This window comes from Streptomyces sp. AcH 505, assembly GCF_000818175.1.
Lineage (GTDB): Bacteria > Actinomycetota > Actinomycetes > Streptomycetales > Streptomycetaceae > Streptomyces.
The window spans coordinates 2,540,482-2,552,672 of record NZ_JTIY01000001.1 but is presented as its reverse complement, the minus strand read 5'-3'; the positions used below and the strand labels follow the sequence as shown (position 1 = coordinate 2,552,672).

Below are 12,191 nucleotides of genomic sequence, written 5' to 3'. Positions count from 1 at the left end.
TCCAGCTCTGGTAGGCCGCGCCCCCTCAGCGTCTCTCTGTCTGGCACCGCAGACTCAAGCAACCGGGCGTGGTCGCTGTGCGTCTTTCGGTCGAAGCCGGCCGGGATCGTCATTCGTTCCCCGGGACCGGTGGCCAGTTTCCCGGCTCGTGTCCTACCGTGCTAGGTCCGGGGACACGGCAAGGCAGCACGGGGGTGTTGGGGTTGGGTACCGGAACGGCACTGGCGGAGCGGATAGCCGACCGGCGGGCGGGAGTTGGCGATCCGCGGGCGTTGGTCGGGGAACTGCGGCGGTCCTTGGTGCTCGTACCGATGGACGGGGGCGGGTTGTGGACAGCCACGTTCGGCGGGGTGCGCTGGATTTACGGCTTCACGGATGACGAGGCGTTGGCGCGGTTCGCGCGTGCGCGGGACTCTGGGGACGGGCTGTTGACCGGCCGGGAGTGGGAGTTCGCCGAGTTGCGCGGGGCGCGGCTGCTGGACGAGATCGTGCCGGCGATGGGCGTGCCCGCCGGGGTGGCTCTCAATGTCGCCGACCCGGACGGCTCGATGCTGTTCCCGCCGGTGATGGGCATCGTGCCGGACGCGGTCGCCGTAGACGCGGTGGACACGGGCGAGCGGGACACGGGCGAGCGGGACGGGGGGCGGGGCTGATGGGTGCGGACGGGCTTGAGGACCTGAAGTTCGACAAGGAGAGCGTCCAACTTGTCACCGACGGCCTGCGCGCCGCGGTCGACGAGCTGCGGGACGTGGGTACCGGTACGGGCGCGGTGATGGGCAAGGGCTTCTCCGGCCTGGCGATGACCGGGATGGAGGCCGGACACCACGGCCTGTCGGTCGACTTCGAGGACTTCTGCGAGCGCTGGGAGTGGGGCGTACGGGCGTTGGTCCAGAACGCCAACACCATCGCCTCGACACTCGGGTTGTCCGCAGGCCTAGTGTGGGAGGAAGACCAGTACCTGCAGGGCACGTTCAAGGTCGCCGTGAACTCGGCCGTCGGTAATCCGCACGCCTCCGAGGACGACGTGATCAAGCAGGACTGGGGCGATGTGTTCACGCCCGACTACCTGAGTCCGGACTACAGCGCCAAGTCGTTCGACAAGGCACAGGACGACATGGCGCAGACCTGGAAGGACACCGGGCGCGCGCTGGTGACCGAGGGCTCGGGGGGCCGGCAGTCGCACATCCTCAACGAGGCCCTCGGCATCGACCAGGGCGACTTCGACCAGGCGGTCGACGACACGTTCGGCCCGTCGCCGGAGGAGCGGGCCCGGCAGCAGCCGCAAGGCAACGGATAACGGGTAACGGGTAGCGCGACAACGGGTATTCGGACCACGGGGGCGAACAAGTCATGGGTATCGGGGATTTCGTCAGCGACCTCACCCCCGACGTCGTCGAGGACGCCGTCGAGGACGGGGTGGAGTGGGCCGGCAACCGCGTCGAGGACGTCGGGAACTGGACCGCGGACCGGCTCGACGACGTCGGCTGGGAGTCCGGCGCCGACTGGGTACGGGAGAAGTCCCGCTCGGTGGCGAACCGGATGGGCGCCGAGGTCGACGAGATGGACCTCGGACAGACCGACGACAAGACCAAACTCATCTACGGCAGCCCGTCGAAGATCCGCGAGACCGCCTCCCATCTGCACGATTTCCAGACCGCGTTCGACAAGGTAGGCGGGGGCCTGAAGGGCCTCGACTCGTCCGCCGTGAAGGGCGAGGCCGCGGACGCCTTCCGCGAGACGGTGGCGGTCGAGCCTCCGAAGTGGTTCAAGGGCGCCGACGCCTTCGCGAAGGCCGGCAGCGCCTTGGAGGCCTTCGCCGAAACCGTCACCTGGGCACAGGACCAGGCGCAGACGGCGATCGACAAGTGGAAGGCCGGTACGAAGGCGTCCGAGGACGCGGCCGACGCGCACAAGGCGAAGGTCGACACCTTCAACAAGGCGGTCAGCCAGTACAACGCCAAGCCCGCCGACAAGCGTGACCCTTCCGAACTCCCGCCGCGTCCGGGCGCGTTCACCGATCCCGGCACCGCACAGATGCAAGAGGCGCAGGAGATCCTGACCGAGGCCAGGCGGCAGCGCAACTCGGCCGCCGAGACCGCCCGTACCGCCGTCCAAGCCGCCCGCGACACCGCGCCGCCGAAACCCAAGTGGGCCGAGCAGGCCGTCCAGGGCGTCAGTGAACTCGACGTCATGCGGGACCACTTCACCGGCGGCATCATCAAGGGCACCGCAGGACTGCTCACGTTCGCCCGCAGCCTCAACCCGACCGACCCGTACAACCTCACCCACCCCGCCGAGTACGCGACGTCGCTCAACAGCACCGCAGCCGGACTCCTCCAGGTCGCCAACGACCCCTGGGGCGCGGGCAAACAGATGCTCACCGACTTCGCGAAGGACCCCTCGGAAGGACTCGGCCGGCTCGTCCCCGACCTCGTCCTCACCGCCGCCACCGGCGGAGCGGGCGCGAGCGTCAAGGGAGTCCGCGCGGCGAAGGAAGCCGCCGATCTGGCCGCCGACGCCAACCGCGCCCGCAAACTGATCGACGACGCCCCGGACGGCACCCACACCCGCCCCGACGCCGAACGCCCCACCGACGGCACCGACCCCGTCGACCTGGCCTCAGGCCGCATGTTCCTGCCCCAGACCGACGCCGTGCTGCCCGGCGTCCTCCCGCTGGTCTTCACCCGCCGCGTCGAATCCGGTTACCGGGCAGGGCGTTTCTTCGGTCCGTCCTGGTCCTCCACCGTCGACGAACGCCTGGAGATCGACGCCGCCGGGGTCGTCCATGTCACTGGCGACGGACTCCTGATCACGTATCCCCACCCCGTTCCCGGCATCCCCACGCGTCCTGCGGCGGGCACGGCGCGCAATCTCCTCGCCCGCGACGAGTACGGCGACTACACACTCACCGAACCCGATACCGGACTCGTACACCATTTCACCGCACCCACCGGCACCGAACCTGGTGACGACGGCGACGCCTGGCTCATCCAGACAAGTGACCGCAACGGCAACACCATCACCATCGATCGCGCCGACGACGGCACCCCCACGACGCTGGCTCACTCGGCGGGACATCGACTGGTACTGACGGTGGCGGAGGGCCGCGTCACCTCACTTGTGCGAGCCGGTGACGGCGCCTCCCCTCCCGTGATGGCCTACGGCTACACGGACGGCGATCTGACCACCGTCACCAAACCCTCTGGCGCCACGCTCACCTTCGAGTACGACGACCACCACCGCGTCACCGCCTGGATCGACTCCAACCAGCGCCGCTACGACTACGCCTACGACAACCAGGACCGGGTCGTCAACGAAGGTGGCGAAGGGGGACATTTCCAGCTCGCCCTCGCCTACAGCCCCCGTGACCAGGCCACCGGCCACAGTGTCACCACACTCGCCACCGCCGACGGGCGCAAGACCCGTCACCTCATTGACACGGCCGGACGCGTCCTGGCCACTACCGATCCCCTGGGCCACACCACTCGCTTCACCTACGACACCCGCGGGAACCTCTTGACGCGCACCGACCCGCTCGGCCGCACCACCACCTTCACCTATGACGAGGACGGCAGGCTCTCCGTACTCACCCGCGCCGACGGGAGCCAGGTTCGCGCCGTGCACGATCCGTCGGGTCACGCGACCGAGATCACCGCACCGGGCGGTGCACGATGGCTGCAGGAGTTCGACGAGCGCGGCAACCGGACCGCGCTCACCGACCCCGCAGGACACACCACTCGCTACAGCTACGACGCCTACGGCCGTCCGACCACCGTCATCGACTCAGTGGGCGCGGTGACGACCGTACGCTGCGACAACGCCGGCCTGCCGGTGGCGGTGAGCGACCCACTCGGCGGAACGACGCGCTACGAGCGCGACGCTTTCGGCCGCCCCGTACGCGTCATAGACCCCTTGGGAGCGACCACCTGCTTCAAGTGGACCGCCGACGGCCAACTCGGCCGCCGTACCGGCCCTGACGGGGCCACCGAAGCGTGGACGTACGACGGCGAGGGCAACTGCCTCACCCACACCGATTCCCTCGGCCGCACCACGCGCTACGAGTACACCCACTTCGACCTCCTCGCTGCGCGCACCGGCCCCGACGGTGCCCGCTATGTGTTCGACCACGACGCGGAGCTGCGCCTGACCCAGGTCACCAACCCACAGGGTCTGAAGTGGAGTTACGGCTACGACGCGGTCGGCCGTGTCGTCACTGAGACGGACTTCGACGCGCGCACACTCCGCTACGAGCTCGATTCCCTCGGCCGAGTGACAAGCCGTACCACACCACTGGGCGAGACCATCCGCTACGAGCGCGACGTCTCCGGCCGGGTGACCCACAAGGACGCGGCAGGCCGGATCACCACTTACGCGTACGACACGGCGGGCCGACTGGTCCGCGCCGCAGGACCGGACAGTGAGCTGCTCTACCAGTACGATCGCCGCGGACAGGTCAAGACCGAACTGGTCGACGGTCGGGCCACCACCCACGCTTACGACGGCCTGGGCCGCCGCACCCGCCGGGTGACCCCCACCGGACTGGTCACCACCTACGCGTACGACGCGGCCGGACGTCTCGCACAACAGATCAGCGGCGGCCACGGCGTGCACTTCCATCGCGACGCGACAGGACGCGAACTGACCCGTCAGGTCGGGGACATACTCACCTTCACGACCGCCTGGGACGCTGCCGGGCGCATGGCCGACCAGGAGATCTCCGCCGCCGGCCGCAGCCTCAACCGGCGCGCCTACGCCTATCGCGCCGACGGCAATCTGACCGGTATCGACGACGAACTCTCCGGTTCCCGCCGCTTCGACCTCGACATGGCCGACCGCGTGACCGGGGTCCAGGCGGACGGCTGGAGCGAGACGTACGCGTACGACGAAGCCGGGAACCAGACCACGGCCTCCTGGCCCGCGTCCATGCCCGGCCAGGAGACGATCGGTCCGCGCACCTACACCGGCACCCGCATCACCCGGGCCGGGAACGTCCGTTACGAACACGACGCTGCCGGCCGCATCGTCCTACGCCAGAAGACCCGGCTGTCACGCACACCTGACACCTGGCGCTACGAATGGGACGCCGAGGATCGCCTCATCGGCGTCACCACCCCGGACGGCACCCGCTGGCGCTACCGTTACGACCCCCTCGGCCGACGCACGGCGAAACAACGCCTCGCGCCCGACGGCACAACAGTGGTAGAGCAGACGACCTTCACCTGGGACGGCACCACCGTCTGCGAAGAGACCAGCAGCTCACCGGAACTCGCCAACCAGATCGTCCTCACCTGGGATCATTCCGGCCCGCGTCCGCTGGCCCAGACCGAACGCGTCATCGCGGCCGACGCCTCCCAACAGGAAATCGACCGGCGCTTCTTCGCCATCGCAACCGACCTCATCGGGACGCCCACCGAACTCGTCGACGAGTCGGGGAACATCGCCTGGCGCACGCGCACCACCCTGTGGGGCACCACCACGTGGTCCCGTGCCTCCACCGCGTACACCCCCCTGCGCTTCCCCGGTCAGTACTTCGATCCGGAAACCGGTCTCCACTACAACTACTTCCGCCACTACGACCCCGAAACCGCCCGCTACCTCACCCCCGACCCCCTCGGGCTCACCCCGGCACCCAACCCGGCGACCTATGTCCACAACCCTCACACCTCGGCCGATCCCCTTGGACTCGCACCCACCGGCTATGGGGACGACGGCGTGACTGTTTACCGCAAGCAGACCGACCACCCACTGAGCCAACGCGTCCACATCGGCGAGAACGGCGAAGTGACGATTACAGGTCATGGCAAGCTCTATCTCAACATGAGCGGTGACATCGCCCACACCATAGAATTCCGATCCGACGGCGGTCAAATCGTTTCGTACGAGGTCCCCCGGTCATATCGCGACGCAATTCACAGGGACGCCATCCCGCAGAACAAGGCTGATCACCCCGACGGTTCGGCGTTTACCAGGCAGGAGTGGAAGGCTCTGCTCAAGGAATATCCCGAGATCTCAGATCCGACAAAGGGACCACATCTCTACGGAATTCCCGACAAGCTCCTGAACGAACTGAGGGATGCTATTATTCCCGGATCAGGACGCATAGTCCAAGAAGGGTGATGTTGTTTAAATGATGCACAGCAGCGAGAGCGTGGCAGACGAATTTCAGCGACTGCGTCATCACCCGAGCACCGCAGCAGTTCCGCCTGTCCTCGCCCGGTTCATTGTTGATGTCTCCGGTGACAGCGCAGAATACGTGGAACGTCTACGGTCGAGCATTTCGCCCTCTCTAAGAATGGGACACACTGCGAATTTCGAGGCCGATACCCTCCCTGTTGACGATGTTCCGGAGTGGTTCATGGCCGTAAGTTCCCCAGCCGAGGCACCCGCCCCTGAGTTCGCGAGAAACGGCCGCGCCGCGTACATGGAGCACACGGGCGGCAGGCCATGGGAGCTGCAGGACTGGCTTTACCGCTTCGACCCCGACGACGACTCCAGAGGCTGGGAGTGGTGGGACGTCACACGGGTCGGCCCCTCCCGCGTTCATATCTGGGTCGACAGTTGGGGAGAATCCTTTTTCGGCAGCCAGGACTTGCTTTGGGCCGCCTACACAGCTGGTGCTCTACATGTCGAAGGACCCAGCATCCAGCGCTCAGCAGCTTGGGCGGCGGAGACTGCGGGCGGCACCTTCACGGCGCACTGAGACCGGGGCCGCTCGCTGACGACACTGAACGCGGTCGGGGCTGACCGAGCATCGATGCCGTCAGCCACCTCCTTCTGCCGCTCGGTGTCGGATGCTGATAGGTCGGCGCGGCCCACTCGGTGGACTGGCCGGACCTCACAAGGGCACTCGGCGGTTTCAGGTGCCCGGGGCGGTCGCTGCCGGCACAGCCTCGGCGGCCGGTGTGTGGCCTGCTCACACGTGGGCGTCCAGGAACTCCCCGAGCGCCGTCCTGGACATCGGACCGCTTCCGGCCGCCAGCGCCTCGCCCCGGTCGATCAGTACGAAGGAGGGCGCGCCGGTGACGTCGTACCGTCCTACGGGGCTGGGGCACCGTGCGATGTCGGCCCGTACGACGATCAGTCGGCCCTGGTAGGCGTCGGCAACCTCCCGCACCAGGGGATCCATTTCCTTGCATGCCGCCGCGGCCTTGGGCCACACCCCGTGGAAGTACGCGAGCACCGGCACGTCCGCCCTCGCCAGGATGAACTCGAACTCGGCGTCCTCCTGGGGGCGTTGGACCCTGTTCGCCATCGGCACTCCTTGACGCTCCACTCGGTGCGAGGCAGTGGGTGCCTCGCGTACCCGACCCTCAGCGGGCCTTGCGCGCTCGGGCTGCCTTGCGGGCCTCCGCCATCGTGCGCGCCTCCGCAGCCTTGCGGGATTCCTTCGGCGGGCGACCCGCGCGGGTGCCAAGACCCCGGAACGGCGCGTTGCCGGTCTTCGCGCTGTCCTGCACCGGCGGGCGCTTCGCGCCGGTGATGCTGGTCAGCTTCTCCTCGCCGGAGCGAACCTGAGCGACCACGGGCCGGATCCCGGCGTCCGACATCATCCGGTTCACGTCCCGGCGCTGGCCGGGCGTGACCAGCGTGACCACGCTGCCGGACTCCCCGGCACGCGCGGTGCGCCCGCCGCGGTGGAGGTAGTCCTTGGGGTCGGAGGGCGGGTCTACGTTGACGACAAGGTCCAGGTTTTCGACGTGGATGCCACGGGCGGCGACGTTGGTGGCCACCAGCACCGTGATCTCGCCGTCCTTGAACTGGGCCAGCGTGTGCGTGCGCTGCGGCTGCGACTTGCCGCTGTGCAGAGCACCCGCCTGTATGCCGCTGTTCCGCAGGTGGCGGGTGAACTGGTCCACACCGTGCTTGGTGTCCAGGAACATCAGCACCCGCCCGTCCCGGGCCGCGATCTCGGTGGCTGTCACGTACTTGTCGGCGGGATGGACGTTCAGTACGTGGTGCTCCATCGTCGCGACCGAGCCCTCCGCCCGGTCGACCGTGGCGAACACCGGCTCACTCAGATATTGCCTGACCAGCTGATCGACGTTGCGGTCGAGCGTGGCGGAGAACAGCATCCGCTGCCCGCCGGGGGGCGTCAGGTCCAGGGTCTCCGAGACCTGCGGCAGGAAACCCATGTCGCACATCTGGTCCGCCTCGTCCAGCACCGTGATCCGCACCCGGTCCAAATGGCAGTCCCGCCGGGCGACGAGATCGGTCAGCCGTCCCGGCGTCGCCACCACGAGCTCGACACCCGCCCGGAGCGCCGCCACCTGCCGGTTGATCGCCAGCCCGCCGACCACCGTCACCGAGCGGAGCCCGAGCGCCTCAGCGTAGGGAGCCAGCGCCTCGCTCACCTGCTGCGCGAGTTCCCTCGTCGGCACCAGGACCAGCGCGAGAGGGCGCTTCGGCTCGGCGCGGCGGCCCGCTGTACGGGCGAGGAGCGCGAGCCCGAAGGCGAGAGTCTTTCCCGAGCCGGTCCGCGCGCGACCGAGGATGTCCCGGCCTGCCAGCGCGCTCGGCAGGGTGGCCGCCTGGATCGGGAACGGGTCCCGTACGCCGAGCCCCGCCAGCACGCCCATCAGCTCGACCGGCATGTCCAGCTCCGCGAAGGACCCGGCGGGCGGGAGGCCGGGCGCCACTGTCTCCGGCACCGAGAGCTCGCCCCGCGGGGCCCTCTCCTGGTCGGACCTGCCGGGTCCGGAGCGGCCGGAGGCCGGCTGCTTCGCCTTCATGGGGGTTCCTCGTTTCGACGCCCTGAACGGACCAGGGCCCGTACCTTGTCCGGCACGGGCCCAGGCTCTCTGCAAGCGTGTCCCAAGCTTACCAGCGCGGGCCTCGCGCCAGCCGTCCCGCGGGCCCGGCCGGGGCGAGGGCCATCGGGGAGTTCGGGATCGATGTCTCGCGCTTGCAGAGACACCTGACCAGCACGTCCGTGGACGGCGCATACTCGACCGAAGGCCAGGACGGCGATTTACGAGTGAAGGCATGATGGGCCCCTGCTGACGTCCCTCGACGTCGCCGCGCCCGTCCCCCACCGATGAATCCGTAGATCACTTCACATCACTTCGGGAGAATCCATGACCGTGAGCAAGAACATCAACAACCCCGTGGGCATGGGCGGCGGCCAGCGCAAGCGGCTGTCCCGTGCCGAACGGCAGAACAATGGTCCGCACCGCAACCTCGACCGCCAGGGTGCCGCCGACCGGAAGGCGGAGCTGGTGCGCAAGATGCGCGAGAAATCAGGCGCGACCGAGGACGCCGGGCAGACGGACGACGACACCGCACAGAGCTGACGCGCCGCCGCGGCAGAGCGGCAGCGCCCGCTCCATTCCCTTCAGGTGCAGAACGTCCAGCCCATGGCTGTACGCCGACCAGGCGGCCGCGCCGTGCAACCGCGGTTCGTACGACGGCGCGGAGCGCACGCCCTCCGTCGCCACCAGCGTGTCGAGCACCTGCGTGGTGATGCGGTCGAGTTCCGGCCTGACCTCCTTGTCGAGGTCCGGCCGCCGGGTGGGCCGCTGTTCGGGATGCGCGTCCCAGTGCGCGTACAGCCCGCGCTGCACCAGCTTGTTCGCCTCGATCTGGTCCTCGAAGACGGTGACCACCACGTCAGGAACCAGCCCGAGCCCGACGGCACGGGTGGCGACGTCGTCGAGGACTTGCTGCTCCCGCGCGGGGTCGTCGATCGGGCGGTCGGTGCCGTACTTGGCGGCGGCCACCTTGTCGGCGACCAGCAGTCGCTCGGCGAACAGGTCGGTCAGCGTGATCAGCGGGGTGAGTCCGAAAGCGGCAGATGGTGCGGGCCCCGCAGGCCGCGGCTGGGCGACGGCGGGCATGGCTGCGCCACCGGAGAGCAGCAGCGTGGCGCATGCGGCGACCAACGCCGATCTTGTACGTCGGGTTCGCACAGGACGTGTCCTTTCGTTGTGTGAGGTGGCTTTCACACAAGACGTTGTCCCGGTGGAGGAGAGGAATCACATGGCAGCGGCCTCCGGCGCGGGGAAACCGGCCTGGCGGAACACCCTCGAAGCGGGTGGACTGCTGGTCCTCGGAAGAGAAGCCCCGTGTCCTGTGCCTGATGTCCTGACCGCCATCCGCGCCGTTACGGGGGTGGAGGTCAGGCCGACGGTGACGGTCCCCGAGTCACATCCTGACGTGGTGGCCGGGTTCGCCGGCGTTTCTGGCGCTGTCGGCGGACGGTCGCCAGCTGTGCGCGGTCACGTCCGAGGAGGACGAATACTGGATCGTCACGCGCGTCCTCACCTGAGATGCGGTTGGCCGCCCCGGCCCCTGCGCAGGCAGGTGGAGACGGTCGGGCGCTACGCCGGGTCGTCCGCGTCCCGCGTGGCGGGCGCGAATGCCTCCGTGCCCTGCTCCGCTGCCGCCGGGTCCATCCACATGACCTGCCAGCCGTGGCCGTCGAGGTCGAAGAAACTGCGGGAGTACATGAAGCCGTAGTCCTCGGCGTCGTCGGCCTGGGTGCCGCCCGCCGCGAGTGCGGCGGCGCTGACCGTGTCGACCTCTTCGCGGGATGCGGCGCTGAAGGCGTACAGCGCCAGCGTGTGCGTGGTGGGATCGGCTGTCGGCAGCTTCGCGAACTCCGCGAACTTCTCGCGGGTGAGCAGCATGACGAAAGCCTGCTCGCCGACCAGCATGCACGCGCCGCTCTCGTCGGTGAAGTTCGGGTTGAAGCTGAATCCGAGCTTGGAGAAGAACGTCTTGCTGCGGTCAAGGTCTGCTACGGGCATGTTCACGAACAGCATGCGGCCGGGGTGTGCGGAAATGGTCATGGTCGGTCTCCGGTCATTGGCTCGACGGCTCGATGGCGTACGTGCTGGTAGACCGACCCGGTCGGCGGAACTCATCGGTGGATCTTCGCCGGCCGCACGCCTCGGTTGAGGCCGGTGCGCGGTCAGTTGGTGCCGGGGGTGGGCTTGTGGAGCAGGTGGGTCAGTAGCAGGGCGGTGCCTGCGGTTGCTGCTCCTGCCGCTCCTGCCGCCAGGAAGCCGCGTGAGGAGCGCCAGGACAGGACCGACCAGCGGGACTGGGCGGAGAGTACCGAGCCTGTGCTCAGCCATGAGCCGGCGGAGATCAGGGACAGGGAGGAGCCGATCGAGCCGAGCGAGAGGGCGCTTCCGATCGAGCCGATCGACAGGGCCGAGCCGATGGATCCCACGGACAGCACCGATCCCACCGAGCCGATCGACAGCACCGAGTCCTGGGACCACAACGAAAGCACCGAGCCGGCGGAGCCGGGGCGGGCCGAGCGTGCGGGGAGCTTTGTCATGGGGCCATCTTGCCCGCTCGTTCCCGCTACGCGCGGCGTGCCGTGACGATCCAGGCGCGTGAGTCGAAGTGGACGCCGTTGCCGGTGTCGTGGGCGGCGAGGGTCGTGTGGAGTCGGGTGCGGGCCTGGTCGGCTGTCGTGGTGTCGAGGCCGGCGAGCAGGTCTTGGAACTTCAGCAGGCGGAGCACGCTGTCGAGGGCGGTGGCGGTGTCCGGGCCGTAGTAGACCGGTTCGTGCACGTCGGTGAAGGTGACGTCCGCGAAGCCCGCCGTCGTCAGGATGTCCTCCGTCAGCGTCGGGTCGGCCAGCGAGAACGCGTTCGGAGCGGAAGAGGGAGCTGAGGCGGGAGGCGCGGGTGCCGTGGTGAGACTCTCGCGGATCGCCGACGCCCATTCGTTGCGGTCGCGGTCTTGCCAGACCAGCAGCACCAGCCGCCCCGACGGGCGGAGCGCCCGTCCGATGTTGGTGAACGCGGCGACCGGGTCCGCGAAGAACATCGTGCCGAACCGGCTGACGCAGACGTCGAAGTACGTCGGTTCGAAGCCGTGCACCTGGGCGTCCGCCTGGTGGTACGTCGCGTTGGACAGCCCCTGGTCGTCGGCCAGTTGACGCGCCCGTTCCAGCATCGGTGCGGAGATGTCGACGCCCAGCGCGCTCCCGGCGACCGCGGCGCGGGCGGCGTCGCGGGTGGTCTGGCCCGTGCCACAGCCGATGTCGAGTACGCGGTCGTGGCGGCCGACGCGGGCAGCCGCGCGGAAGTGTTCGTTGTACCGGCGCAACTCCGCGTCGTAGTCGAACAGTTGCGGCCTGGCGCCGCGCTCCCCGGACGTCCCGGTCATCAGATCTCCCTCCGTACGAAACACCGCGGCCCCTCGGGGCGAACGTCACGCGTTCGCCCCGAGGGGCC

At 68.7% G+C, this 12,191-nt stretch carries 11 protein-coding genes; 5 read left to right on the top strand and 6 right to left on the bottom strand.

Features of this window, described 5'->3' with window-relative positions; all coding sequences use genetic code 11:
* Nucleotides 1–203: 203 nt before the first annotated feature.
* The 4 genes from HY68_RS11695 to HY68_RS11680 are packed head-to-tail and all read left to right on the top strand — an operon-like array spanning nt 204 to nt 6,700.
* Nucleotides 204–653, top strand: coding sequence for a hypothetical protein (locus HY68_RS11695; protein ID WP_041995795.1), 450 nt, complete (start codon nt 204–206; stop codon nt 651–653).
* The gene (locus tag HY68_RS11690) at nt 653–1,297 is read left to right on the top strand and encodes a hypothetical protein (RefSeq protein WP_041987763.1); all 645 of its coding nucleotides are present in this window, start codon (nt 653–655) and stop codon (nt 1,295–1,297) included. Before HY68_RS11695 ends, HY68_RS11690 begins: the two co-directional genes overlap by 1 nt.
* A 53-nt stretch (nt 1,298–1,350) precedes the next feature.
* Nucleotides 1,351–6,117 carry a putative T7SS-secreted protein gene (locus tag HY68_RS11685; protein WP_041987759.1) on the top strand — a complete coding sequence of 1,589 codons (4,767 nt, stop codon included), beginning with the start codon at nt 1,351–1,353 and terminating at the stop codon, nt 6,115–6,117.
* A 10-nt stretch (nt 6,118–6,127) separates the two neighbouring features.
* Nucleotides 6,128–6,700 carry a hypothetical protein gene (locus HY68_RS11680; RefSeq protein ID WP_041987756.1) on the top strand — a complete coding sequence of 191 codons (573 nt, stop codon included), beginning with the start codon at nt 6,128–6,130 and terminating at the stop codon, nt 6,698–6,700.
* Nucleotides 6,701–6,913: 213 nt separating this feature from the next.
* Here HY68_RS11680 and HY68_RS11675 read toward each other — a convergent pair whose 3' ends face one another.
* Nucleotides 6,914–7,252 carry a thioredoxin domain-containing protein gene (locus HY68_RS11675; protein WP_041987753.1) on the bottom strand — a complete coding sequence of 113 codons (339 nt, stop codon included), beginning with the start codon at nt 7,250–7,252 and terminating at the stop codon, nt 6,914–6,916.
* A gap of 58 nt (nt 7,253–7,310) precedes the next feature.
* Nucleotides 7,311–8,729, bottom strand: a complete 1,419-nt coding sequence (locus HY68_RS11670; protein ID WP_041987751.1) for a DEAD/DEAH box helicase — start codon at nt 8,727–8,729, stop codon at nt 7,311–7,313.
* Nucleotides 8,730–9,074: 345 nt separating this feature from the next.
* Between HY68_RS11670 and HY68_RS11665 the strand changes: the two genes are divergently transcribed.
* Entirely contained in the window at nt 9,075–9,290 is a 216-nt protein-coding gene (locus tag HY68_RS11665; RefSeq protein WP_041987748.1) for a DUF6243 family protein, read from the top strand.
* Here the strand turns inward: HY68_RS11665 and aroQ are convergent.
* The 4 genes from aroQ to HY68_RS11645 all read right to left on the bottom strand — a co-directional run bounded on the left by aroQ (nt 9,237) and on the right by HY68_RS11645 (nt 12,123).
* Nucleotides 9,237–9,878: a gamma subclass chorismate mutase AroQ gene (gene aroQ, locus HY68_RS11660; protein ID WP_241778542.1), complete on the bottom strand. Its 642-nt coding sequence runs from the start codon at nt 9,876–9,878 to the stop codon at nt 9,237–9,239. The genes HY68_RS11665 and aroQ overlap by 54 nt on opposite strands.
* A 438-nt stretch (nt 9,879–10,316) precedes the next feature.
* The gene (locus tag HY68_RS11655; protein WP_198533256.1) at nt 10,317–10,787 is read right to left on the bottom strand and encodes a VOC family protein; all 471 of its coding nucleotides are present in this window, start codon (nt 10,785–10,787) and stop codon (nt 10,317–10,319) included.
* A gap of 122 nt (nt 10,788–10,909) precedes the next feature.
* Nucleotides 10,910–11,284: a hypothetical protein gene (locus tag HY68_RS11650; protein WP_041987741.1), complete on the bottom strand. Its 375-nt coding sequence runs from the start codon at nt 11,282–11,284 to the stop codon at nt 10,910–10,912.
* Between the two features lie 26 nt (nt 11,285–11,310).
* Nucleotides 11,311–12,123 carry a class I SAM-dependent methyltransferase gene (locus tag HY68_RS11645; protein WP_041987738.1) on the bottom strand — a complete coding sequence of 271 codons (813 nt, stop codon included), beginning with the start codon at nt 12,121–12,123 and terminating at the stop codon, nt 11,311–11,313.
* Nucleotides 12,124–12,191: the final 68 nt, after the last annotated feature.

Excerpts from the sequence above, each read along its gene's own strand:
- HY68_RS11680 (WP_041987756.1), top strand. The coding sequence starts at position 6,128 with ATGATGCACAGCAGCGAGAGCGTGGCAGACGAATTTCAGCGACTGCGT.
- HY68_RS11645 (WP_041987738.1), bottom strand. The coding sequence starts at position 12,123 with ATGACCGGGACGTCCGGGGAGCGCGGCGCCAGGCCGCAACTGTTCGAC.
- HY68_RS11690 (WP_041987763.1), top strand. The coding sequence starts at position 653 with ATGGGTGCGGACGGGCTTGAGGACCTGAAGTTCGACAAGGAGAGCGTC.
- HY68_RS11670 (WP_041987751.1), bottom strand. The coding sequence starts at position 8,729 with ATGAAGGCGAAGCAGCCGGCCTCCGGCCGCTCCGGACCCGGCAGGTCC.
- HY68_RS11665 (WP_041987748.1), top strand. The coding sequence starts at position 9,075 with ATGACCGTGAGCAAGAACATCAACAACCCCGTGGGCATGGGCGGCGGC.
- HY68_RS11685 (WP_041987759.1), top strand. The coding sequence starts at position 1,351 with ATGGGTATCGGGGATTTCGTCAGCGACCTCACCCCCGACGTCGTCGAG.
- HY68_RS11675 (WP_041987753.1), bottom strand. The coding sequence starts at position 7,252 with ATGGCGAACAGGGTCCAACGCCCCCAGGAGGACGCCGAGTTCGAGTTC.
- HY68_RS11650 (WP_041987741.1), bottom strand. The coding sequence starts at position 11,284 with ATGACAAAGCTCCCCGCACGCTCGGCCCGCCCCGGCTCCGCCGGCTCG.
- HY68_RS11655 (WP_198533256.1), bottom strand. The coding sequence starts at position 10,787 with ATGACCATTTCCGCACACCCCGGCCGCATGCTGTTCGTGAACATGCCC.